At 43.6% G+C, this 24,659-nt stretch carries 20 protein-coding genes; 10 read left to right on the plus strand and 10 right to left on the minus strand.

All coding sequences use genetic code 11. The annotated features are described in order from the left end of the window. Positions 1–90 precede the first annotated feature (90 nt). From KHS38_RS01220 to KHS38_RS01235, 4 genes are all read right to left on the minus strand, one after another. Complete coding sequence (locus KHS38_RS01220; RefSeq protein ID WP_213486249.1) at positions 91–681, minus strand: Crp/Fnr family transcriptional regulator; 591 nt, start codon at positions 679–681, stop codon at positions 91–93. A gap of 38 nt (positions 682–719) precedes the next feature. Further along, complete coding sequence (locus KHS38_RS01225; protein WP_213486250.1) at positions 720–1,301, minus strand: Crp/Fnr family transcriptional regulator; 582 nt, start codon at positions 1,299–1,301, stop codon at positions 720–722. 126 nt (positions 1,302–1,427) lie between these two features. Further along, positions 1,428–2,657 (minus strand): fumarylacetoacetate hydrolase family protein, encoded by a 1,230-nt coding sequence (locus KHS38_RS01230; RefSeq protein ID WP_213486255.1) that lies wholly within the window; start codon positions 2,655–2,657, stop codon positions 1,428–1,430. A gap of 20 nt (positions 2,658–2,677) precedes the next feature. Then, positions 2,678–3,649 carry a DUF6268 family outer membrane beta-barrel protein gene (locus tag KHS38_RS01235; protein ID WP_213486257.1) on the minus strand — a complete coding sequence of 324 codons (972 nt, stop codon included), beginning with the start codon at positions 3,647–3,649 and terminating at the stop codon, positions 2,678–2,680. 216 nt (positions 3,650–3,865) lie between these two features. On the opposite strand from KHS38_RS01235, the gene KHS38_RS01240 reads away from it, so the two are divergent. The 3 genes from KHS38_RS01240 to KHS38_RS01250 all read left to right on the plus strand — a co-directional run bounded on the left by KHS38_RS01240 (position 3,866) and on the right by KHS38_RS01250 (position 6,182). Continuing rightward, complete coding sequence (locus tag KHS38_RS01240) at positions 3,866–4,744, plus strand: SDR family NAD(P)-dependent oxidoreductase (RefSeq protein ID WP_213486258.1); 879 nt, start codon at positions 3,866–3,868, stop codon at positions 4,742–4,744. A gap of 61 nt (positions 4,745–4,805) precedes the next feature. After that, positions 4,806–5,618, plus strand: coding sequence for a helix-turn-helix domain-containing protein (locus KHS38_RS01245; RefSeq protein ID WP_213486260.1), 813 nt, complete (start codon positions 4,806–4,808; stop codon positions 5,616–5,618). Positions 5,619–5,960: 342 nt separating this feature from the next. Further along, complete coding sequence (locus tag KHS38_RS01250) at positions 5,961–6,182, plus strand: VF530 family protein (RefSeq protein ID WP_213486262.1); 222 nt, start codon at positions 5,961–5,963, stop codon at positions 6,180–6,182. Between the two features lie 55 nt (positions 6,183–6,237). Here KHS38_RS01250 and KHS38_RS01255 read toward each other — a convergent pair whose 3' ends face one another. Then, entirely contained in the window at positions 6,238–7,539 is a 1,302-nt protein-coding gene (locus KHS38_RS01255; protein ID WP_213486264.1) for a DEAD/DEAH box helicase, read from the minus strand. Between the two features lie 183 nt (positions 7,540–7,722). On the opposite strand from KHS38_RS01255, the gene KHS38_RS01260 reads away from it, so the two are divergent. The 5 genes from KHS38_RS01260 (at position 7,723) to KHS38_RS01280 (ending at position 15,710) form a co-directional block, all read left to right on the plus strand. Next, the gene (locus KHS38_RS01260) at positions 7,723–8,328 is read left to right on the plus strand and encodes an RNA polymerase sigma factor (protein WP_213486266.1); all 606 of its coding nucleotides are present in this window, start codon (positions 7,723–7,725) and stop codon (positions 8,326–8,328) included. Positions 8,329–8,399: 71 nt separating this feature from the next. After that, entirely contained in the window at positions 8,400–9,347 is a 948-nt protein-coding gene (locus tag KHS38_RS22190) for a FecR family protein (RefSeq protein ID WP_213486268.1), read from the plus strand. 123 nt (positions 9,348–9,470) lie between these two features. Beyond that, positions 9,471–13,022, plus strand: a complete 3,552-nt coding sequence (locus tag KHS38_RS01270) for a SusC/RagA family TonB-linked outer membrane protein (protein WP_213486270.1) — start codon at positions 9,471–9,473, stop codon at positions 13,020–13,022. 24 nt (positions 13,023–13,046) lie between these two features. After that, on the plus strand, positions 13,047–14,849 hold the full coding sequence (locus KHS38_RS01275; protein ID WP_213486271.1) for a RagB/SusD family nutrient uptake outer membrane protein: 1,803 nt from the start codon (positions 13,047–13,049) through the stop codon (positions 14,847–14,849). 66 nt (positions 14,850–14,915) lie between these two features. After that, positions 14,916–15,710: an endonuclease/exonuclease/phosphatase family protein gene (locus tag KHS38_RS01280; RefSeq protein WP_249665241.1), complete on the plus strand. Its 795-nt coding sequence runs from the start codon at positions 14,916–14,918 to the stop codon at positions 15,708–15,710. Between the two features lie 604 nt (positions 15,711–16,314). Here KHS38_RS01280 and KHS38_RS01285 read toward each other — a convergent pair. From KHS38_RS01285 to KHS38_RS01300, 4 genes are all read right to left on the minus strand, one after another. Beyond that, on the minus strand, positions 16,315–16,830 hold the full coding sequence (locus KHS38_RS01285; RefSeq protein ID WP_213486275.1) for a hypothetical protein: 516 nt from the start codon (positions 16,828–16,830) through the stop codon (positions 16,315–16,317). 78 nt (positions 16,831–16,908) lie between these two features. After that, complete coding sequence (locus KHS38_RS01290) at positions 16,909–17,748, minus strand: chromate resistance protein ChrB domain-containing protein (RefSeq protein ID WP_213486277.1); 840 nt, start codon at positions 17,746–17,748, stop codon at positions 16,909–16,911. Between the two features lie 55 nt (positions 17,749–17,803). Further along, on the minus strand, positions 17,804–18,940 hold the full coding sequence (locus tag KHS38_RS01295; protein WP_213486279.1) for an alpha/beta fold hydrolase: 1,137 nt from the start codon (positions 18,938–18,940) through the stop codon (positions 17,804–17,806). A gap of 172 nt (positions 18,941–19,112) precedes the next feature. Beyond that, positions 19,113–19,877: a DUF4382 domain-containing protein gene (locus tag KHS38_RS01300; RefSeq protein ID WP_213486281.1), complete on the minus strand. Its 765-nt coding sequence runs from the start codon at positions 19,875–19,877 to the stop codon at positions 19,113–19,115. A gap of 123 nt (positions 19,878–20,000) precedes the next feature. Between KHS38_RS01300 and KHS38_RS01305 the strand changes: the two genes are divergently transcribed. Further along, entirely contained in the window at positions 20,001–20,831 is an 831-nt protein-coding gene (locus tag KHS38_RS01305) for an AraC family transcriptional regulator (protein ID WP_213486283.1), read from the plus strand. A gap of 75 nt (positions 20,832–20,906) precedes the next feature. Next, the gene (locus KHS38_RS01310) at positions 20,907–23,372 is read left to right on the plus strand and encodes a TonB-dependent receptor (protein ID WP_213486285.1); all 2,466 of its coding nucleotides are present in this window, start codon (positions 20,907–20,909) and stop codon (positions 23,370–23,372) included. Positions 23,373–23,734: 362 nt separating this feature from the next. Here the strand turns inward: KHS38_RS01310 and KHS38_RS01315 are convergent, their stop codons facing one another. After that, positions 23,735–24,598, minus strand: coding sequence for an SDR family oxidoreductase (locus tag KHS38_RS01315; protein WP_213486287.1), 864 nt, complete (start codon positions 24,596–24,598; stop codon positions 23,735–23,737). Positions 24,599–24,659 lie beyond the last annotated feature (61 nt).

Here is a 24,659-nt window from a genome sequence, read left to right on the forward strand (position 1 = left end):
AATTAAGTGCGTGATTGTTTGCACAGCACAAAAATGCACTCATTGAAGCCCTTTAAAAATGTTGCCGGGTTAAAAACCGATAAAAGTTTATTAACCTATGTTAACTTTCATTTTACCAACCTCGGCACGAATACGGCTGAGGCTTTGCGGCTGTATACCGAGATAGGAGGCGATCAGATGCTGTGGCAATCTTTCAAAGATGTGTGGCCGGCTATTTAGTAAAGCGATATAACGTTCTTTAGCGGTTTGCAGCATCAGGTTGCGCTTGCTCCTGGCCGTGGCCAGGAAAAGTTTTTCGGCCATCAGGCGGCCAAACCTTTCAAAGCGCTGGCTGTGTTTGTACAAGGTTTGCATGTCTGTATAGCTAAGCGTGTAAAGCTCACAATCTTCAAGCGCCTCAATATAATCAGGGGAGGGGGTTTGCAGTAAAAAGCTTTCATAATCGCCTAACCATTCGCCTTCAAAAGCGAATCCTATGGTATGGTCACCTTTTTCACTTTTAGAAAAATAACGTAAGCCACCTTTGCTTACCAGCACCATGTTATTACAAACCCGGCCCTCTTTTAAATAAAGATCATACTTTTTCAGGCTTAATGGCTTAAGCTTCTGCATGAACAAGAATAGCTCTTCATCAGAAAAATCAACAAGTGTGCGCAATGATTCAGTAATTACCTCGTACATTCTTATTTAGTTATTTATCAGCATACAAGATTAAATATTCAAACCTTCTTTCTTATCCTGCTCAAATGCTCAGGCGTTACGCCTAAATAGGATGCGATGTAATACTGGGGCACTTGCTGAACAATTTGCGGATAAGCCGCCGCAAAATCACGATACTGCTCCTCGTGCGTAGTGGCAATGATTTTCTTGCGTTTTGCTTCTACACCGCAAAACACCCTTTCAATGATCAGCCTACCGAAGCGTTCCCACACTTTATACTTATCAAATAATGAATTGATGCCCTCTTTCCTGAGTATCAGCAGATCTACATCTGTTAGCGCCTCCAGGTATTGTATTGTGGGCGTTTTCATAATAAAACTTTGATAGTCAGTAATGAATTGATTATCAGAAACAAAGTCTACGGTAGTCTCCTTGCCGTTTTGGAAAGAATATTCCCTGATAACACCGGTGTTTATAAAAGCAATAAAATTACAGGTCTGTCCTTTTTCCAAAAGCAACTGTTTTTTCCGTAGTTGTTTAACCTGTACAATATTGGCAAAGGCTTCCCATTCTTCCGCATTTGGCTGAACGATCTGTCTGATGAATGCTTCGATCTTGGTCAGGTTTTGTGGGGTGCTCATGGAGTGGTATTAATTATGAACAGGCGATTTTCGTTTAAATTATTTCACGACAAAGCGGGTAGGTGACATCAAGCGCCAACCAACCCGCCAACAAGATACCGGTTTTCTGTTACGATCACATTCACTCTAATCTTTAATGCTTGTTTTTATTGTTCCAAGGAAGCTAATGGAACTTTCCACAAAATCACCCGGTTTAAGATAACGTGGATTTGTGTACTCTTTTTTCAGGTACTGCTGCAAAATATAAGGATGCATTTTTACCCTGAAAAACCCGCCGGTAAAAATGTATTTCATTACGGCACCAAAAATAAAACCTTTAGTTGGGGCATTAAATACCACGCCCGACGGCGTGCCGGTAATAATAATACTATTTGCCGGGATGCAGTTGCCTTCAAACAGCTTTACCATTTTACCCTGGTAATAACTTTTGATTTTTCCTTTTACAGCAAGGGATTGTTCAATGATCTTGTCAATATTCCAGACCATATCTTTCGCGCTTCCGCTCTGCCGTATATGCCCGTTAACCGAAAGCTGAAGATGCAGTTCTTTTACAAATGCACGCCAATCTTTTGGAACTACTATGTAAGGGCCTGTGGGCAAAAAGCCCTTCTTGCTTTTAGCGTCCGGAAATCCTTTGCCGCCAGTAACGTTCCGACTGTCCATTTTCTGCATAAGCGTAGCCCGGTCTGTAAAATCATTGACTACTAAAAAGCCAACCATCATGTGGTTAATATCTGCAACTGAACATACGGCCGTCGGGAAAGCTATGCCCAATTCTACCTCATGGTCTAAAAGCCAGCCCCTGGTGTAGGGCAACTGATGAATAGCAGGGTCCGTGCTTACAAACTTCGGGAACATAAATGGTTTTACCTGTCCCGTTTCTTTGCCATGCTCGGCATAATTAATACCGATAGCTAAATGTTCTCTTCCTGCAACGCTGGGTAAGAGGTCTTTGTGGCTTATGATTACTTTATTTGAAGTTGTACGTATAATTTTCACCACCTCATCAAATGTTAAATTCCTGATCACATCAAATGAATTGCGGTCGTATCGTTTTAGCTCAGCGCTAAGGTCTATACCGGTAATATGTATACCGTCATCTTCTAAAACAGCAAGTGTATGAACGTGTCCGTCTTTGCTGAAACGGCTCAGCGTTAGCGCCTCTTCAGGTCTTTTAATCGCAGGTGCCTGTTTACCGGAATTAATCCCCTTAACTAATATGTTATTGTTGCTGCTGAATTGTTGTTTGCGCGATTTGCGTATCTCCCAATCAGGTAAAGGCTCGGAAAAGGCAGGGTAGGTGTTTAACAGGGTCAGCATTCCGCCAACAGTCAAACTAATTAATATTCTGATCATGATATATAGATATTTGATGCTTACTTTTTACCCGGAAAAATGCGGTAGCTCAATCCAATCTTGAATGACAGCCCTGTAGATACTTCGGGATTGATAGGGGCAACCCGGTCGCCCAGTTCATAAAAATCTATGAACCCTTTGGCCTTGTCCGTCTTGTTGTATATCTCCATATTCCTGATCAGCGTATAAGCAGCGGTAGCTCTGATGGCCCAGTTTGCAGAAATGTAGCGTTCGGCAAAAAGCCCTGGGTTAACCGTGTTGTACTCAAAGTACCGGTCCTGGTTATTCAGTCTGTACGTTGCGTTCTGAACAAACAGATTAAAACCTGCATTCACCTTTTCGTTCACCGCATAGCTGGCGGTAAAGCTGTGCGGAATATCACCGAATAACTGCCATTTGTTATTCACCTTCCAGTCCATGCCCACCAAGGCAACATACTGTGAACCATAAAACTGCTGGCGGTAACCTGCCACCGCCCGCCATGTAATATTATCACTTGCCCTCCAGCTTCCGCGTACAATAGCACCAAACTTGATATCCGAACTTTTAACATTCTCATAGTCACTGTTCATGGTTGGTGTAAGCAAGGCGGTGAGGTTAAAAGTTTTGCTGACCATTGTGCTGTAACCGAATGTAGGGGAGATGCTGTAGACTCTTTTTACCTCAAAATTAGGATGTGTTCCTGAAAAGTTGAAAGCCTCCAGATTGCCGCCTACAATCAGATATTTGGATTTATTTGGTGTAAGGAAAATAGGTAGGCTTGTGCTCACTTTTAAGTTGTTACCCGTGAATTGCTGCTTGTCGGCTGGCATTTCAATTTTCATGGGCATGTGTTCATAACTGATGTTTACGCCTTCAACATAGCCCTGGCCGTAGCTCAATACCGGAAGTAACGTTATCAAAAGGGAAACCATGGGCAGGAAGATGGTAGCTAAGCCGGCTTTTTTGATCAGCGGATAGGGTGCTGATAGATTTTGGGTGTTCAGTTTCATTCGTTGTGAGATTGATTTTTGTTATCCTCGATGGAATGGAACAAAGCTATCTGCGCTCACCCCGGAACTCATTGATGTTTATCAATAATGGAAAAACCGAGTCGTGATCTGCTTTAAACTATGTATACAGGACTTTTAAGCAAAGTGAATTAGGCCTTCTGAACAAAGTTTGGCAATTATAGGCGGCCTACTTTTGTATCAATAATTTGATCAAAAATGAGTAAACTACAGAATGTGTTGATCACCGGCGCGGCCGGTGGTTTCGGGAGAGTTATTATAGAAGCCTTACTTAAGGAAGGCTACACGGTGACCGGCGCACTGCGTGATGCAGAAGGCAGAAACAGGCAAGCTGCTGAAACGTTGCAACAACAGGGTGCACATGTGGTCGAGATTGATGTGACCGATGATGAAAGCGTAGTAGCGGGTGTTCATCAGGCAGCGGAGTGGATGGGCGGCATAGATGTGCTGATCAATAATGCAGGCATAGGAACGGTTGGTATCCAGGAATCATTTACCGCTGATGACTGGAAAAAGGTATTTGATGTTAATGTATTCGGTGTGCAGCGCATGACCCGCGCTGTATTGCCTTACATGAAACAAAAGCAGCAAGGCTTGCTGCTGCTAATCTCCAGTCTCAGCGCCAGGCTTGCGGTTCCTTTCCCAGGGCCTTACTGCCCTTCCAAATGGGCTGCCGAAGCCTTGGCCGAAAGTTATCGCACAGAGGTATCAAACCTGGGAATCGAAAGCTGTATTATTGAGCCGGGGGCGTTTCCCACTCATTTCGTCGGTTCATTGCTACAGGCTGGCGATAAAGAGCGAACGTTGGATTATGGCCCTATTAAAGATCTGCCGGCCGAATTTCTGGCATCACTTGATGAGGTTTTTAAAGCTAACCCCGAGCAAAGCCCCGATCTGGTTTCGGCGGCTGTCATCAACCTGCTTAAAATGCAGCATGGTAAACGGCCTGTACGTACCGAGGTAGACACGATGATAATGGGTAGCCTGGTAAGTCCTTTGAATAAACAATTGGAAGAGGCCAATCAAAAGTTATACGAAGCTTTTCAAATGACTCATCTAACGAAAGTCAAGAGTTAATTGCTCTGAATAATCAGCAGTTGGTGATTATTCTATTAGCTGTATCTATTAATTTTAAATGATGGAAAAAAGATTAAAAGATCCTTCGGCCGAAGTAGTGTTGACTTGTTTAGAAGAAAGATATCTAAAAAACGAAGTTATGCTGGATCATCATTGCTTCGTTCGGGTCATTTCCGGAGAGGTAAAGATTGTACAGTCGGACACGAGTCAACTATTCGGTCCGGGAGATACGATCCTTTTTCCGCGGCGTCAGCTGTCCACCATCATTCAATACCCAAAGGATGACCAACCTTACAAGTGCGTACTGGTTATTCTGAAAGATAATCGCTTGAAAGATTATTATGCCCGGAATCCGGCTAACAAAAGTATAGCCCGTTCATCGGTTATTCATGCTTATAACCGGCATCCGCTGTTGGAAAGCTACTTTGCCTCTCTGCTTCCATATTTTGATCTGCAACAGGATTTGCCCGAAAAGCTGGTAGCTTTAAAGATTGAGGAGGCGCTTACCATCTTAAGGACCCTTGATGTGCATGTAGATACCTTTTTAGCAGACTTATCGGAGCCCGGTAAAATTGATCTGGTAGGTTTTATGGAGCAGAATTACTTGTTCAATATGCCGCTAGAAAAATTTAGCTTTCTGACAGGAAGAAGCCTGACGACGTTTAAACGCGACTTTAGGAAAATTTACGGGGTTACCCCGCAACGCTGGCTTACGGAGAAGCGGTTGCAATTGGCACACTACCTGCTTGCTGACGGTCAGAAAAGACCAGTGGAGGTTTATCGGGAGGCTGGCTTTGAAAACTTATCCCACTTTTCTTACGCTTTTAAGAAACAGTACGGTTATGCACCAAAAAGTTTACCTGGCGTACGGTAGCTTATAGCAAATGCCTTATCGAACAAAAAACACCGGCAGATATTGAACAGCTAAACATATTTCTGAGTCACGGCAGCAATTTAAATTTTTTCTGATCAGTGCAACTAACTAAAGCCTTACGGCTACCTAAGAAAATCCCCGGCAGCTTTCAATAGGACATTGGAAAAAGGCATGTATGCCGGAATGACTAGCTTCGGTTTGTATACTTTAATCAGCTTTTCGGCAAGATTATTATGGACAGATATTATATAACAGGATGATTAGATATAGGATAAGATGCTGGCAGGTATTTAACACATCAGTCAAAAGTATACTTTTATATTTATATTACTTTTGTAAAGTATGCAACAGCAAGTCAATAACCCACTTCATGGTAAAACTTTAGAAACTATATTAAATGAACTGGTGGCTTATTATGGATGGCCTGAATTGGGCGCTCGCATTCGCATCAATTGTTTTAATGATAGCCCCAGCATTAAATCAAGCCTGAAGTTTCTTCGCAAAACCGACTGGGCGAGAAAGAAGGTGGAAGACCTTTATGTTTCCACCTCGTTTGATATGTAGATAAAAGATCATGGACAATGGATTCTGGTCCATGCTGCTTATCATCTGTAAGCTTTTAATACTTTTTCTTATTCTTCATTTTAGCTTTTACGCCAGCCCTGTAATTGTAGGTTTTGGCATTGCTGGCTTTCTTTTCGTGAAATGCGGCTCCGGGAGCATCATCGTCTGCTTTTGCTTTGGCAGCTTTCTTTTCGGCAAGATCAGCAAATGTGCGTTCTTTCTCGACAATTAGATCTTCCGGCAATTCGGCTAATGGTATTTTTTGGCCGATAGCCTGCTCAATTTTTTTAACCGCGGTTAGTTCCAAATCCGTAGCGAACCTAATGGCCATGGTTTCATTTTCATCATTCGGCGAATGATTAATTATCCGATTAATATACGTTTCTTTTTCAATGGGTAATTCAAAATGAATAAGGAATGGAATATCATCCAAATCCAGTTTCTGTTCTCCGTCATTAACCACAATCAATATACGGGTGGCGGCATATTTAAACTCCTGCAACGATGTAAAGCCATCTAACTCGAAAAACCACGGGTTCAACAAAGCCACTGTACTTTTCCGGTCGTGTAAGCTTTTGTAAAGCTTCTCAGCCGTTGGGCGGGTATTTACAAACAGCACTACTTTGGTAAACAGCTCTTCATCCTGCATAAACAGGTTCAACAGATTTACTTTGGTACCAAAGTTAGGCAGCAGGTATAACATCTGCGGATGCGTATCAAACTGCGGCTCTCCTGTTTCCTCAACCTCAATAGTGGCCGGTTGTTTCATAAAAGGCGCTATCATTTTGTTTAAACGCTCATGCACTACTTCGGTAAAAACAAGGTGCTGGCATTTAGTGATGCTATCAGCCAGTTCGGTAACGGGTAATTGCAAGCCTTGTTTTACAATCAGTTCTGCATCATCAATAACTAATAATTCTATCTTATTTAGGTCCAGGCCAAGTTTAAGATAAATGGCACGCGCCCTGTCGGGCGTTGCAACCACTATATCGGCACCATCCGCCATGGCATCCATCTGTGCTTCTATGCCCGGTGCAGCAAATAGCGGAACGATGGAAAGCGTTTTGTTCTTGTTGAGCTGACTGATTTTGGCAATAACATCTTCTACTTTTTCTTTATCGGGTACCAGTATCAAAACTTTCGGCACACCATCGGGCGTGTAGTTAAACTTGTTGAGCGTGGCTAATATATAAGTAGTGGTTTTTCCGCAACCTTCGGGGCCAACCGCTATTACGTCCTGACCGCCGTTAATACGCGCCAATGTTTTTTGCTGAATTTCTTTAGGAGCTGCGAAACCTGCTTCATTTAAAGATTGTACTAAGCCTTTTTTTAGCTTCAATTTATCTAACCACGCCATATCTTGATTTAAAAAAATTCCCGGAGGGGCACAAATTTATCCTTTTTAAGGCGCATTTTTTAGTTCTTGACTTAAATTCATTATAAAAAACGCCTTATTGTCAGTCGGTTCGGCTTTATGAATTTTTACGTAGTAAAAATCATTGTTAACATTTACTTTACTTTAGGGTGTTACTTTTGAGCCATGCTCATCAGTAAGTCGTCACTTAGCGATGAAACGCTTGTTGCTATGCTTGTACAAGGAGAAAGCGTAGCCTATAACACCCTTTTTGAACGCTATTGGGAAATGCTATACCGCGTTGCTTTTGAAAAGACAGGGGATGAAGACGCTGCAAAAGACATGGTGCAAAACCTGTTTATCGATATCTGGAATAGGCGGCAAACGCTTAGTATTCAAGGGAGTTTAAACCAGTTTCTATTCGGTGCCGTAAAAAAACAAGTCTTGAACTTTTACCGTTCGGAAGGCATTAGGGCGCAGGTACTTAAAAAAGCAGTAGAACACATGTCTGCAGTTGTTGCCAGCACCGATGAACTTTCCTCTTACTATAACCTCGAAAAAGTTTTAAGCGAAGAAATAGACGTGATGCCCTATAATATGAAACACGCCTTTTTGCTTCGTTGCGAAAATCTTTCAGTTAAAGAAATTGCATCTACTCTTAATCTTGCTGAGCAAACAGTAGGTAATAATTTAACCGCCGTCATGAAGAAGTTACGCAAACGTCTTCAAACCGAATATCCCGAACGGTATATGGCCGGCCTGGCTGCACTGGTTTGTCTTGTTAACAAATAATTCATAAAAGGTTAACCTAAAATAGAAGTAGATCAGGACGCTTTGTGCAACATAAGTATAAAAAGCACAAAGTGGAATCAGCCGAATTTAAAGATCTAATTAACCGGTATCTGAATGGCAAAGTAACTACTGCCGAGCGCAAGCTTGTGGATGAGTGGTACCAGTCGCTTCGCCAAACGTCGGATGGATATGCGGTTGACCCCAGGCTGAAATCGGAAATTTACAATTATATTCAGACTTTTAAGCAAGAACGCCCTGTTAAAAGATTACAGATAAAACGCCTCTACAGGTACGCGGCCGTGTTAATTACCGCGGTAACTGCGGCAGTCCTCTTCTTCTCCAAACAAAAAGCACAGCTAAAGTCCCAATCACAAACCCTTGTTGCTTACCACACACAGGTTGGTGAGGTCAAAAAACTATTACTGCCTGATGGTTCTGCCTGCTGGTTGAATGCCCGCAGTACAATGCGCATCAGCGAACAGTTTTCGCAAGCGCCTAACCGGATCATATACCTGGACGAAGGTGAGGCATTTTTTAAGGTTAAACATAATGCCAGCCAGCCATTTATTGTAGTTACACCACATTTGCGCACACGCGTGTTGGGTACTTCTTTCAACGTAAAGGCTTATGAGGCCTTGAACAAAGCAGAAGTTACGGTAGCTACCGGTAAAGTGCAGGTAAATACCAGCAACCGCCTGTTGGGTAAAATAACACCGAATCAGCAAATCACTTATAATTTAAAGACACATAGGCATGTGCTGCGCCAGGTTAACGCAGCCGAATATCAATCATGGGCCACGGGTGATTTTGTACTGCGACAGGCACCATTCGATGAACTGGCTTTAACTATGAAAAATGCTTACGGTGTATCGCTTGTAGCACGTAACCCGCAGGTTGAAAAATATCGGTATAACCTGCATATCAACCCGGCCCGCTCACTGTCCGAAACATTGAAAATCATCTGCTCTGTTCATCAAAACACTTATAGGAGGAGTAATAATGAGATAAGTATTTACTAATTAAAGTTTGAAAGGCCAGCCTGTAGCAGGCCGGCCTCCGGTGGCAGTAGCTAAAAATAGATTGAGCCCTATCAACTATTGCCCTTAGTTTCCATAATTAATTTTTACTAAGTATTCAAAAGTATGAAAATAAACTTACGTCGCTTACATCAGGCAATGCGTATTTCCATTCTTATTTACACCATCATTTTTATAAGCACAGAGTTGCTGATCGCCTCTCCTTCAAGCGGACAGGTTTTCGAAAAGCGAATTACCATTACCTTCAGCAAAAGTGAATCGCTTGCTAACGCCATCAAAAAGCTGGAGCAGCAAAGCAGAACTGAATTTGCCTACGATGCCGACTACCTTCACTTACAACAAACTTCGGCAAAGCAGGCCTCATTCACCAATACCAAGTTAGGTATTGTACTCGAAAGCCTTCTGAAAAATACAGCTATAGATTTTAAAGAAGAAGTGGCTGGCACAGTAACCCTATACAAAAAAGCGATTGAACGCTCATCTGCAAAAGCAGCAGCAGGCCGTATAACCGGTAAAGTGGTTGACGAAAAGGGTGAGCCTTTACCAGGTAGTACCGTACGGTTGGTTGAAATTAATCAGAGTGCGCTTGCTGATGCAAATGGTGTGTTCGTTATCAATGCTGATCCGGGCACTTATACCGTTGTGGTTAGTTTTATTTCCTATCAACTGCGTCGCATTCCAGGTGTTAAGGTAGAGGCTAATCAGTCGGTTAACTTGGGCAATGTTACCATGGTTGCGGAGTCGGGTAGCTTAAATGAAGTTGTGGTAGTAGGCTACGGTACACAGAAGAAAGAAAACCTGACCGGTGCTGTTGATCAGGTAACTTCCAAAGTACTGGAAAACCGCTCACTACCCAACCTGAGCCAGGGCTTGCAAGGCGTTATCCCCAACCTGAATTTGGTGCCGTTAGATGGTAAACCCATACAATCGCCCACCTATAATATTCGCGGTATAACTTCAATTGGTCAAGGCGGTAATGCGTTGGTTTTGATTGATGGGGTAGAAGGTGATCCAAGCCGTATTAACCCAAATGATGTGGCCAGCGTGTCAGTTCTGAAAGATGCCTCATCGGCCGCTATTTATGGAGCACGCGGTGCTTTTGGTGTTATACTTATCACCACCAAAAGCCCGTCTAAGGAAAAAACCAGCGTGAGCTACTCGTTCAACCAATCGGTTAAAAGTCCGGTTACGGTACCTAAGTTTGTAACCAATGGCTACCAGTTTGCCACCATGTTCAATGATGCATGGTCGGCTTGGAACGATTATTCGCAAACACCACAAAACGTTAATAAAACCGTTAAATTTTCGCAAGACTACTTAACGGAATTCCAGCGCCGTAATAATGACCCATCGTTACCTAAAGTGGAGCTGAATGGCAGTGGCGAGTATGTATACTACGATAACACCGATTGGTACAAGCTGCTTTACAAAGATCATAACAGTGCCCGCGAGCATAACTTATCTGTTTCCGGAAATAATGAAAAGTCTGACTTCTTATTAACTGGAAGATACTACTCACAAGATGGTTTGTTCCGTTACAACTCCGATGATTATAAAGTGTATAATTTCCGGGCAAAAGGGTCATTGCAGGTATTTCCATGGCTGCGCTTGTACAACAATGCCGATTATTCAAATATAAAATATCATAACCCGCTTAACGTAGGTGAAGGCGGCAGTATCTGGCGTAATATTGCCGATGAAGGGCATACCATGGCACCGTTGTTTAACCCAGACGGTACTTTAACTTATTCTGCCGCTTACAGCGTAGGCGACCTTTATTATGGAAAGAACGGAATTGATTTTGATAACCGTGTTTTCAGGAACACTACAGGCTTGGCCAGCTCATTTCTTCACGACCAGTTACGGGTAAAAGGCGATTTTACGTTCCAGAACACGGATAATAACCAGAACCGTAAGCGCGTACCGGTACCTTATAGCCGCAAGCCAGGGGTAATCGAGTACGTGGGTACCAGTACAAATGATTTGCAGTTTATCAATCAGCGCACACAGTACATTGCCACCAACATTTACGGTGAATATGAGCCTAAGCTGAAAAACAACCATTACTTCAAAGCTTTGGGCGGCTTCAACTACGAGCAATCAACCATGAAACGGTTGGAAGTAGTACGCAACGGTTTAATTTTTGAAGATGCGACCGATATCAATCTGGCATTAGGTCAATCCATCAATACAAGTGGTGGTTATGAGCAATGGGCCATTATGGGTGGTTTTTATCGCTTAAACTACGCCTATAAAGACCGTTATTTATTCGAAGCTGATGGTCGCTATGATGGTTCTTCGAAATTTCCTGCCGACCAGCGCTATGCGTTTTTCCCATCTTTCTCAGCAGGATGGCGTGTGTCTAATGAGCCGTTCTTTAAAGTATCAAAAGATTGGATCAGCGATTTGAAAATCAGGGCATCATATGGCTCATTAGGTAATGGCAGCATTGCATCCTATGCCTTCCAGCAGAAATTCAATATCACGCAATCTAATCTGGTGCTAAACGGGGTACGTCCACAAACCACAAGTCAGCCAGGTGTATTGCCAGATGGCCTGACATGGGAAACCTCAACCACTACCAACCTAGGTTTTGATTTAGGCATGCTCAATAACCGACTAAACGTTACAGGCGACGCTTACCTTCGTAAAACTACTGACATGTACACCGTGGGCATGACCCTGCCTGCCGTATTTGGCACCGATGTACCTAGAGGCAACTATGCCGATTTAAAAACCAAAGGCTGGGAAATAACCGTAGCATGGCGCGACCATTTTAATGTTGGCAGTAAGCCGTTTAACTATGGCCTGCGGGCTACACTTGCCGATTACCGGGCTGAAATTACTAAGTATAATAACATTGATAAAAGCTTAAGCGATTACTACGTTGGCCAGAAATTGGGCGAGATTTGGGGCTACGAAACTGCCGGTTACTTTACTTCGGCTGCTGATATTGCCAGCTCGCCGAAGCAACCGCTCATTAAAGCGTCTACAACAAGTCAGTTGCTACCCGGTGATATCAAGTTTAGAGATCTGAACGGTGATGGGGTGATAAACAATGGTACTCAAACGGTAAATAACCCTGGCGACCGCCGCATTATCGGTAACTCAACGCCGCGCTATACTTATGGCGTGGGTATGGATGCCGACTGGAACAACTTCTCTTTCTCAGCCTTTTTTCAGGGTGTAGGTAAGCGGGATTGGTATCCTGGTTCCGAAGCGAGTATCTTCTGGGGGCAGTACAACCGGCCTTACAATAAAATCCCGGCATCTATGGTGGATAAGATCTGGTCGGAAAGTAACCCCGACGCCTACTTTCCACGCTACAGAGGTTATGTGGCGCAAAACGGCTCGGGCGAATTGTCACAGGCGCAAACCAAGTATTTGCAAAATGCAGCTTATATCCGTTTAAAAAACATCCAGCTAGGTTATCATTTACCGCTGCAATGGATCAAGAAAGTAAAGTTAGTTGATGCCAAGCTGTTTGTATCTGGCGAAAATTTATGGACTTGGTCACCGCTATATAAAATTACCAAGGATATAGATCCTGAAAGTATCAATGGCTCAGACCGTATTCTTACCGATGGTACCAGTGGCAATGGGAATAACTATCCTATGCTAAAAAGTGTAACGGTTGGTATTACTGCAACCTTCTAATAAAACTTCTAAAAACAAAAACATATGTTTTTACAACGAATTAATTTTATAAAGATAGCCTTAGGCATTGGCCTTGTGGCCGTCGTAACAGCAGGATGTAAAAAGCTGGATCAGGAACCAAAGGATTCGGCCCTGCAAGGCCCTGTATTTGGTAGCCAGAATGGTTTAGATCTGTATGCCAATTCATTTTACAACATATTGCCTACGGCTGGTACCATACTACGCGGCGATGCCATGTCCGACTACTGTGCCCGTACTACTGTGCCCGACTTTTTAAGGCCGGGCGCCTATGGCCCTCAACAAAGTACAGGATGGGGTACCGATGATTGGCGCCCCCTGCGTAATATCAATTATTTTATACAGAACAATAACAGCACGGCGGTATCACAAAGCGTTCGCGAAAACTATACAGGCTTGGCCCGTTTTTTCAGAGCTTGGTTTTACTTCGACAAAATAAAACGCTTTGGCGATGTGCCTTGGATTGGTAAACCGATAAATGCCAATGACCAGGCCTTATACAACGGCCGGGATTCGCGCGCGCTGGTGATGGACTCTGTGATTGCCGATTTGGATTACGCTTGCCAGCACATCACCCAAACTAACGCCAACCGTAGCTTAATTACGAAATACGTAGCTTATGCATTTAAATCAAGGGTTTGCCTGTTTGAAGGTACGTTCAGAAAGTATCATGATGAATACAAGCTGCAATCCAGCGCAAACGGCTTACTGCAGCAAGCTGTTGATGCTGCTCAGAAGGTAATCAGCGAAGGCGGTTTTAGCATTAATACTTCGGGGGGCACATCACAGGCTTATCGTCAGCTGTTTTCAAGCCAGGTACCGGTGGCTAATGAAACCATATTGGCTGCGGTGATGGATCCCGGACTGAGTGTTTACAGTGATGCCAACTGGTATTGGACCAGCGCTACCTATGGTGACAGGCTAAGCCTGATCCGTACATTTGTGAATACCTACCTGAACATTGACGGTACTCCGTTCACAAGCAAAAGCGGCTACCAGACCATGCCTTTTACAGAAGAGGTTAAGGGCCGGGATATGCGCTTACAGCAAACCATCAGGATGGGAAACTACACTCGCAATAATGGTGGTACGCAAGAGGCGGCGCCGCCGGTATTCTCTTACACCTATACAGGTTACCAGCCTATTAAGCTAACGCAGGACGACGCCTCTATGGATGGCGGCACACGTAACACCAACTCCCTGCCGATTATTCGGTATGCCGAAATACTTTTAAACTTTGCAGAAGCCAAAGCCGAATTAGGCACGCTTACGGATGCCGACTGGAACATGAGCGTTGGTGCATTGCGCAGAAGAGCCGGCATAACCGGCAATACCAATACCAAACCTGCTCTGGTTGATACCTACCTGCAAACAAATTACTTCCCCGGTATTAGTGACCCGGCTTTGCTGGAGGTAAGACGCGAGCGGGGAATAGAGCTGGTGCTGGAAGGTTTCCGGTTTTACGATATCGTTCGCTGGAAACGCGGACCGCTGATGGACATGACCTGGAACGGTTTTTATGTGCCAGCCTTAAATCAACTGCTTGATTTAAATGAAGATGGCAAACCCGACGTTTGCTTTTACAAAGGTACCGCCCCGGGCGCTGTAAAAAATGTTACCTACGTGAATGTAGCCACAACACTGAGCAATGGCACCACAAATCCGCAAAGAATTACCGGCGACAACAGCGGTGAGCTAACCTGGCTTACTACTGTGCCAAGACAATGGAACGATAAGTTTTATTTATACCCTATCCCGGAAGCTGAGCGTTTACGCAATCCAAATTTGGGCCAGAATCCGGGGTGGTAATCCATCCATTAATTCATCACTAATATGAAAATTAAACACTGCTTATTACTAACAATGTGCCTGTGTATGGCTATAGCCACCTATGCACAAACCTACACCATTGGCAGTTACAACTTGCGTTTTGCCAATCCGCGCGATACCGGCAACCTTTGGGTAAACCGGGTACCTGTTATGGCTAATTTGATTCGCTTTCACAACTTCGACGTATTTGGTACTCAGGAAGGCTTACCAAATCAATTGGAAGATTTGAATAACGCCTTACCTGAATATCAGCGTTACGGACTTGGCCGTGATGACGGTAAGGATGCAGGAGAGCATTCTGCCATCTTTTTTAGGAAGGATAAATTCAAACTGCTCAACAAAGGCGATTTCTGGTTATCACAAACCCCTGATAAGCCATCCTTAGGTTGGGATGCTACCTGCTGTAATCGTATCTGCTCATGGGTATATCTGCAGGATGTGAAGTCTAAAAAGAAGTTTTACTTTTTTAATGTACACTATGATCATCAAGCGGTAATAGCCCGCGAGGAAAGCAGCAAGCTTATATTGCAAAGAATCGCTGCTATTGCAGGTAAAGAGCCGGTAATATTGACAGGTGATTTTAATGGTGATCATGAAAGCAGCTGGTACAAACGTGTAGCTAATTCGGGAATACTAAAGGATACTTACCAGCAAGCTATCCGGCCTTACGCCAATAATGGGTCATTCAATGGTTTCAGGGTAACTAAGGGAGATAATATTATTGACCATATATTCACCTCAGCTGGCTTCAAAGTTAATCGATGGGGCGTGCTTACTGATAGTTATCATGGCAAGTATCCCTCAGATCATTTCCCAATACTGACGGAAGTTAGCTTTTAACGGCGACGCAAATAAGGCGATTTTAGCTTTTGTAGTCTGGCTTAAGGGTAATCAATTGCCCTGAATTTAGTCATGATGAATTTAGCAGAATGCAACTTATGTCCAAAGAAAAAACGGCTATGGAATTTACCATAGCCGTTTTTAATGCTAATATCTATACTTTTTTGTCTTTTATAACTCCCTTACTTTCGTATACAGAATGAATGTGGAGCCCTTAAATGGCTGCCTTTCACAAATGTTATTTTTTTGACAAGACAACGCAAGGACAAAATGCTTGAAACAGATAACTTAAAAAGTATTAATACGTTCACTGATGAAATTGAAAGTTTCTGCTCAAACTCAGCATCTTTAATGAGGAAACCGATGATCGCTGCAGCTGCTATAACATGCGGTTCCTGTAGCTTCTTTAGGTAGATCAGTGCCAGTCCGGCGGTCACTGCTATAAGGACTGTTGGCAGATCGATGATGGAACGCTGGCAATAATGATCACCGAACCTGCCAACGCGCCTGCCACCGCTGCGGTGATGCCATCTGTAAAAGCCTTGATACTGGTGTTCTTCGCTATCTTCGCGATAGCAATGCTCCCCAAATAATAGTAAACCAATCAGAATGCGATACCGAATTGAAAACCGATGGTAAACGAAGTGGGTTTATCATTGCCGAAGCGAACTGGCAACGGTACGACAGCAAACAGACTGCTATTTTTGCCTCCGATCACCGTTTTGTTCAATGCCGGCGTGACACCATAGCGGCCTGAAGTTTCAAATGCCGCACGCCCGGCAAATGTCCAGCCTTTACCTAAAGCGACGAGTACACCGGGATGAAAGGTGAAGTTTGCCATTCTGCTGGTACCATTCTCCGCCCGGATGGAAGGTTGGAATTCGGCTGAAAAGCCAATTTTTTGACTTTTCCAGATATTGATGCCGACGGGTATGCTCACTACATAATGGTCACCAAAGTTCTTTTCGGTGCCTGTGCTGCTAAAAGTGACAATGGGGTGCAAGATACCAACATAACCAGCAACTTTTAGATAGGGCTGTGCCGGGGCAGTTTGTGCATAGGCGCTTAATGAGATTAATACAGAGAATACGGAGAATACTAAGAGTATAAAAAATTTCATAAAACCTTGTATTTGATAATGCAAGGTAATTTAAGATTTTAGCGGCAAATTGTATCCTTTTAACTATTGGTCTGAATTTTACTTTTTGAGCGACTTCTTATAAGTAGATGGACTTTCACCTGTGAACTTTTTAAATACCCGGTTGAAGTGGCTTTGATCAGAAAAGCCTGTCAGGTAACCGATCTCTGTTAAACTGTGGGTGTTTTTTTTAATCAGATCACAAGCCTTTTCAATGCGCAGTTTACGCATATAGTCACCGAAGCTGATATTATCAAAATATTTGGAAAACTCCCGCGATAGGTATGCGGGATTGATCTCCAGCTCTTTAGATGCCTGTTGCAAGCTGAGGAATGTGTTAGTATCCAATTGGTCCTGAATCATCTCCTTTAAGGTTTTCGCCCACTCCGGCGCTTTCTTGCCTTTTCTCTGCTTGAGGTTCTGATGGTACACTTGCAATAACAACTGCTCTACCAGCCCGTCTTGCGAATGTTTCTTCCTGAACAAATGCGTAGCCCAGCTGTACAGGCCGTCATAGATAATCATACCAACTTTTAATAACTCCTGGTCGTCTTTGATGTTGAAAGCCAGTCCTGAAAAGATAGCTTCCAACCCGGCAGCCTGCGGTGCAAAGTCATGTCGATCGGTATCAGCACCTCTAACAATGGCTGCGATACGCAGTAGTGCCGGATCTTTCAACTGGTGCTTTTTAATGATGTAATCAAATGTACACCGGTCATCATAGTGACTATATTCAGCATCGGGCAGGTCAAATGGTATTGCACCTGATCTATGTGCTTCGGTCAACACCTCGGCATAGGGCACATAAATGATCTCTGCATCTGGATCGACAAAGCGCTTGATAAGCCAGGGGCAGGCGATCCGGTCTATCTTAGGGCGTTCGCGGGTAATCCATTTCATAACTCAAAGCTAATGAAAATGGAGACTGCAGCTAAAAATGCAGCTGAATCAATTTCTACGCCAAGTTAGCAAAGAACCGCTCCGCGGCTTCATTCACTTCCTGGTGCCTTTCCATCAAGCCCATATGGCCCGCAGGCTCAAGGGTAAGCAGGGTTGCTGCAGGTATAGTCGCACTCATATGCTGGCTTGCAACAAACTTAGTTAAACGGTCAGACGTTGCGCCGACCACCAGCACCGGAATAAATATATCGTTAAGTGTATGCGTTGCATCATATTCAAACATAGCCAGTACGCCCCGCCCGGTAACCGATGGTGGCGCCAGGGTGGATAGATAACTGGAAAAGTTAAGCTGTTGATACGATTCCGTACCTGCGAAGGTTAAGAAGCGCGTCATGATCAGGGTATTGCCGTTCAGGAAGCTCATCCACTTACTGAGCCAGAATATTGGAGATAGCGCAATCATGATCCAGCAGATCGGTTTCAGTATCGGGTTTTGGATCGATGTTAACAAACCGCTTAAAATAGACGTCTTAGTTGGGTTGGTATAGGTGGTATGCTCCAATACTATGCCTTTAACCGTACGGCCAAGCTTCTCTTTAAACAGCCGGCAAAAGGTAAGGATAGTAAAGCCACCCATGCTATGTCCCCATAGCACCGGATCAACCGGCTTTGTATGTTCAATCACGGCATTTAGGTCTGAAGCCAGGTTTTCCAGTGAAAAGTCTTTATTGGCCGGTTTGGTTGACTGGCCTAAACCCGGCAGATCCATTAGGATCAGGTGATAGCGGTCACCAAAGTGCTTTTTCTGATAATACCATTGCATACTGTTGGAGTTCCAGCCGTGAATAAAGATTAGCGTTTGTTTACCTTTCACACCGCAATGTTCGATATGAATAGTGGAGCCGTCCGGCCTTTTGATTTTCTCTTGTTCCGAACAACGTTCTGCTTTAGGTTCATCTTCTCCCGACCGCTTTTTGCCCAGAAACAAACGCATGATAAATTTACCCAAAAACAGGTAAGCCAAAATGACGATAGCCCCAATCAGGCAGCGCTGTGCATAGTCATGGCTGTGGTTCTGCTCATCAATAATATCTTTATAGAGGTACCATTGCCGCCATAAATAAATATCTAAACCAATAAATACCCAGGTTAATAAATTGGTTAATATCGAGGCTAATAGCAGTAATGGCATAATTTAGTATTTGCCATTTCTAACATCCTGTACGTTAATGTGTTTTATTTTTGGTTAAAATTAATAATTATTAAACTAATTGTTAATATGCATTCACATGTGCTACGCAAAACAAAACAGCCTGCAAATGGAATTAGCAGGCTGTTTTGTTTTAGTTGATATAAGCGCTCCCTTACTGTATCACTGTGCTGCCTATGTCTTTTACAGAACCGTTAGTAACCACGACACCATCAATTGTCTTGGCCGAGTAAGGACTTACTGGAACAAAGTTAATGCGGTAGGTTCCTGCTGGCAAGCCCGGAAAATAGAACTTGCCATTGGCATCGGTAACTGTACCCACTGTATCGGTACCCATGATTGCATATACCTTAGGGTAAGACGCTATGGGTGACACACTTCCTGTGATCGCGCCGGATACCGCTTGAGGAATGGCACGGATGACTGGTTTAAGATTATACTTGCCATTACCCGTAACCACAATGGATTGTGCCGCATCAAAGTCTAACAGTAAGGTGTATTCTATTCCACCGGTCAGGTTATCCTGTACCTTCAGCTTAACGCCGGAAGTTTGGCCGCTTGGTGTATTCAAATCATAGGATACCCCACCAATTACCACACGGTTACCCGAATTATTCAGTACCAGGCGAACTTCCTGTAAGCGTCCGGCAGGTACATCCACGCCTGCAAGTACGGTATCCCGGCCTTGGCGAAAACGCAGAATGTCTATCGGGCCACCATTCACATCAACGGTTCGCTCGCCGCCCGATGAAAGGATAACTACTTGTTTAATGCTCAGAATAACCGCATCATAAGCACCCGGTGCATCAGTTAGTCTGACGGTAACGTGAGCCTGAGATGATTTGCTGTCATTGTCTTTCTTACAAGCTGTAAAAGCCAAAGTAATGGCTGTAACGGTAAATAAAAATAACTTTTTCATAGTGGTTTAAATTTGTACGATGCTATAAACGTAAACCGAAACTGTTTGGTTTACATTGGCTGCCGTGCAACTGTAAGTGAATGCATGAAATTTATTCGTTTGTTGTTACCTTAGCTTAGACAAATGAGCACTATCCCCTTAAAAAATGGCATCCCGGTAAAGGATAAAATAGAGTCCGAGCAGGTGATTAAGGTCAGCTTGATGAAAGAGGTCATTAAGCCGACCACACCGCATCGCCATGCAAACTACCATGAACTTATCCTGCTTAGCCAAGGGGCTGGCTTTCATGAAATAGACGGACTTCAATACGAGGTGAACGCGCCTGTGGCTTACTACCTGAGGCCTGGCCAGACCCATTGCTGGAATTTTTCTTCCTTGCCCAAGGGGTTTGTGATCCTTTTCCGCGAGCAATTGCTGTTGAAACAAGACGTTGATATTCTCTTTAAATTTCCTGCTCAGATCAGCGTGGCAGCAACAGATCATACGCTGTTTGATGTTGCAGGTGTTTTCTATAACGAGTTTAAATCAGCCGTTCCTGACGCAGATACTTATAGTGCCTACCTGCACTTGCTGATCACAAAGTTACGGCATGTGTCTAAAACAGGGAAGCCTGCCCAAAACGGCGCCGACCATCTTTTTCAGCGCTACAAACGGTTGGTCAACGATTATTTTACCCAAACCCGCGAACTGGGCTTTTACGCTGACCAGCTGCATATTACAACAGCTGTTTTAAATGAAGCCTGTAAAAAAGCGGTCGGTAAAACGCCGTCGGTCATTATCAATGAGCGTGTACTTTTAGAAGCCAAATTACTTTTAAGTGTTACCGGAAAATCCATACAGGAAGTAGCCACAAACTTAGGGTTTGCCGATTCACCGCATTTTATCAAGTTTTTTAAGCAGAATACCAACCTTACGCCTGGTGCTTACCGCGAGCTGGTAGTAACAAAAGGGTAACAGACAATCATTCCGAAGTATTGTACAATGCAAAGCTGATTTGCCAAACCTATTTTTGCGCATTGCTAAACTTCTATGAAAAATATCGCGGTTACGCTCATTATTTGCTTACTCTCCACACCGTTGCTATATGCACAGAATGCCTCCGTTAAAGGTGTTGTTAATGACGCGCATACTAAACAGCCTGTGGAATATGCCAGTGTAGCACTGCTCAAATCCGCAGATTCCGCTATTGTCGCTGGTTCGCTTACCAAAACAGGCGGATCGTTTGAATTCTCCAAACTAAGCCCGGGTAACTACTTGTTAAAAGTTGCCTTTATTGGCTATAACACAAAATTTACGCAATTCTTTAATTTGACAGATAAAGGCCAGGTGAACGCCGGTGTTATTCTGCTTTCTCCCAGCCAAAAGCTGCTGAGCGAAGTGAGGGTAACCGGTCAGCGAGCGGATGCATTAAATAAAGTTGACAAGCAAATTTATCGGGCAGACCAGTTTGAGAGCGCGCGGGGTGGTACGGCAATAGATGTGCTGAAAAATCTACCATCCGTTACCGTAAACGGTGAGGGCGATATTAGCGTACGTGGATCTACAGGCTTTCTGGTGCTGGTAAACGGCAAACCAGTACTCACCGATGCGCAAACGGTGTTGAGTCAATTGCCTGCCAACAGTTTGCAAAACATTGAACTGATTACTTCACCGTCGGCCAAGTATGACCCCGATGGAAAAGCAGGGATCATCAATATTACGACCAAGAAAGGCGCGAATGATGGCTTTACCCTGACCGCGAATGCTCAGGGTGGTTTGCCCAGCACCGACGACCATGACAATAAGGAAAAGCCAAAACGTTTTGGTGGTGACCTGACGCTGAATTATCGTAAAAGCAAATGGGATATGTCGGCCAGTGGTAACTACCTGCGTACAGATGTGGCTGGCTATCGTGAAGGCGATGTATACACCCAAAACTTTACTAATAATACCGTAACCCGTTTCCCATCCAACGGTGAGCGCAGCTTTGACAAGTATAATTATGCGGGCCGGTTTTCGGTAAATTATACCGCCGACCCTAACAACTCCATATCAGCAGGCTTGTTTATCGGCCACCGATTTCAATCGCGGTTAGCTGACTTGCTATACAACAATAGCACGGCTGATTTGACAACAAACGCGGTGCTGCGAAGAACCACCTATTTCAACTCCAACCTGCAAAGCAAAGAAGGAAACTTTTCACTGGGTAACCTGGACTATACCCATACGTTCAGCAACAAATCTACATTAACCGCTTCGGCATTGTATGAGCATGCCAATTTGTATGGCGATACCAAAAACAGGAACGTAAATTATCCTAATACTGCTGATACCATCCAGTATGTCTACAATCCGTACAAAAACCCGATTAACGGCTATCGTATGAAGCTGGATTATGCGGCTAATATAGGCAGAGGTAAATTGGAAAGCGGCTACCAGTTTAGGTATGATACGCAGGACGGACAATTTGATTACTTTGTTACACCCGCCATCTCACAACCTGATGCCGCCCGTTTCCGGGGCAGTGCCAAAGCCAAGAACCAGATCAATTCCTTATATACCCAGTATTCCGGTAAGCAAAGCAAGCTGGAATATACTGCTGGTTTGCGTTATGAATATGCTGCCCGTACGGTTAACTTATCTTACGATCCCATACCGCATAAGCTTAATCTATCTAATCTATTTCCGTCAGCCAACTTGCTGTATACTTTCAAAACGGGCTGGCAAGCAAAAGGCGGGTACAGCAAACGGGTACAACGCACAACTAATTTTGAGCTAAACCCCATACCCGAACGCGAGCACTCAGAAACACTGGAGCAAGGCGATCCTGACCTTAAGCCGGAATTTGTTGACCTGGCAGAATTGGGATTGATCAGAGCCTTTGACAAGGGGTCTTTTTTTGCGACGCTGTATTACCAAAACATCAAGAACCCTATTCAGCGGGTAAACAGCGTATACGCCGATACTATTCTTAACCGCGTATTTACCAACGCAGACCGTGCAAGGTCTATTGGATTAGAAATTGGAACCAACCTTCAACCTGCAAAATGGTGGAGCTTGTATTTGGGGGGCAATGTGTATAATTACAAGATTAAGGGTACACTTAACATAGTTGGTGTAAGCTCTTACGTCACTAATGCCAACTGGGTATATTCTATTAACGCCAATACGAACTTTAAGCTCGGCGCTACCTGGAACCTGCAAGGCAATGTGAACTACCTGTCACGCCGGCCAACGGCACAAGGCGAAGATTCACGGTTCCTGGTGCCCAATACTTCGCTGAAAAAGACCTTTATGAATGGCCGTTTTGCTGCCATGCTACAATGGCAGAGCATGGATTTGGGATGGAACGCCTCAAACAAACAACGCATCACTACCAGGGGACGAGATTTTTATACCACCACCAATTACATCTATGAAACGAATGTCTTCTTGCTTAACTTTAGCTTTAACCTCAATAAACTGACCGGAAAAGCAAAGTTACCAAACAGCGAATTTGGTGATAAGGAATTTTAGCATTTCAAAGCCAACATATTTAGATATATACATCCTCAACTTTCATGACTCTTACTTTTATTGTTGATGCAAATACCCATCTCCTTTAAAAAATAGCAACGAAAAGTCGTTAAAATGTTACAGAAATGAATAATGCAACGAAGATTGGTGACCAACATTCAAGCACTTTTGAGGATTGTCCAAGTCTAAACCAAACCTTAAAACAAAATCAGTCGAGGAGAATAGTTTAATTCTTTAATCTTGTCCTCTGGCTGGACATAACCTAAACCAATTTATTAATAGTTTGAAATTACTAAGCGTTTTCTAATATGTTTACAATTTTTTCCTTTGTGCGTTTATGGGCAAGAGAGTTAAACAAGTAATTACACTTTATATATTTCTTGCAAAAAGGAGGTAATTGGAGTTAACGGCCTGCCGATCAGCTTTTCCAAATCTCCACTTTGAATGTCGGCATCTCCTTGTGCCTGCGCTAGTATAATGCCCAAAAATTCTTCCGGAATATTTTGACCAACTTTCTTTAAGGAGTCTCTAAATTCAACTTCTGTAGGAGAGATATAACTGATAGTGTTTTTGGTTGTTTCTGAAATGTAACGTGCAATGTCTTCATAACCGTAAGCCTCTGTTCCAACAAAGTCGTAGGTTTTATTTTTATGCCCTTCAGTAGAGAGAACCGTTGCCGTCGCTTCCGCCATTTCAGAGCGCAACGCCATGCTTATCTTTCCGTCCCCGGCAGGCAAATAGATCATTCCGGTTTCTAATACGTTACCAATAAAGTAAGGGAGGTAATCCATGTACAAGCCGTTTTTTAATAGAGTGTGGGTTAGGCCGCTTTCTTTTAGCCATTGCTCCGTTTTGATATGGGCTTCGGCAAACAGCCAAAGTGGCGACTCTGCGGTAACAGTCTTAAATGCTCCGCTTGTGTAAATAACATGCTTTACGCTCGCTTCCTTGGCTGCTTTTACGATGCTTCGATGCTGAGAAGTACGGTTAAGCAGATCTGTTCCTGAAACGAACAAAAGCTTGTCTATACCGCTGAATGCTTTAACCAGTGAAGTGTAATCGTTGTAATCGCCCAAAATGATGTTTATGCCTTTAACTTTGAGCGCTTGGGCTTTTTCTTCGCTTCGTACCAGTGCTGAGATCTGACTGGCATCGATGCCTCCTTTTAGTAAAAAATCAATAGTTAAACTTCCAAAATGTCCGTTTGCTCCCGTAACTAAAATCATTGTTTAAAAATTTTTGATGAATAAATTTATCTTTGTTTCGCAAAGAAACTATTTAAGTTTG

This window comes from Mucilaginibacter sp. Bleaf8 (assembly GCF_018390515.1).
In the GTDB taxonomy this organism is placed as follows: Bacteria; Bacteroidota; Bacteroidia; order Sphingobacteriales; family Sphingobacteriaceae; genus Mucilaginibacter.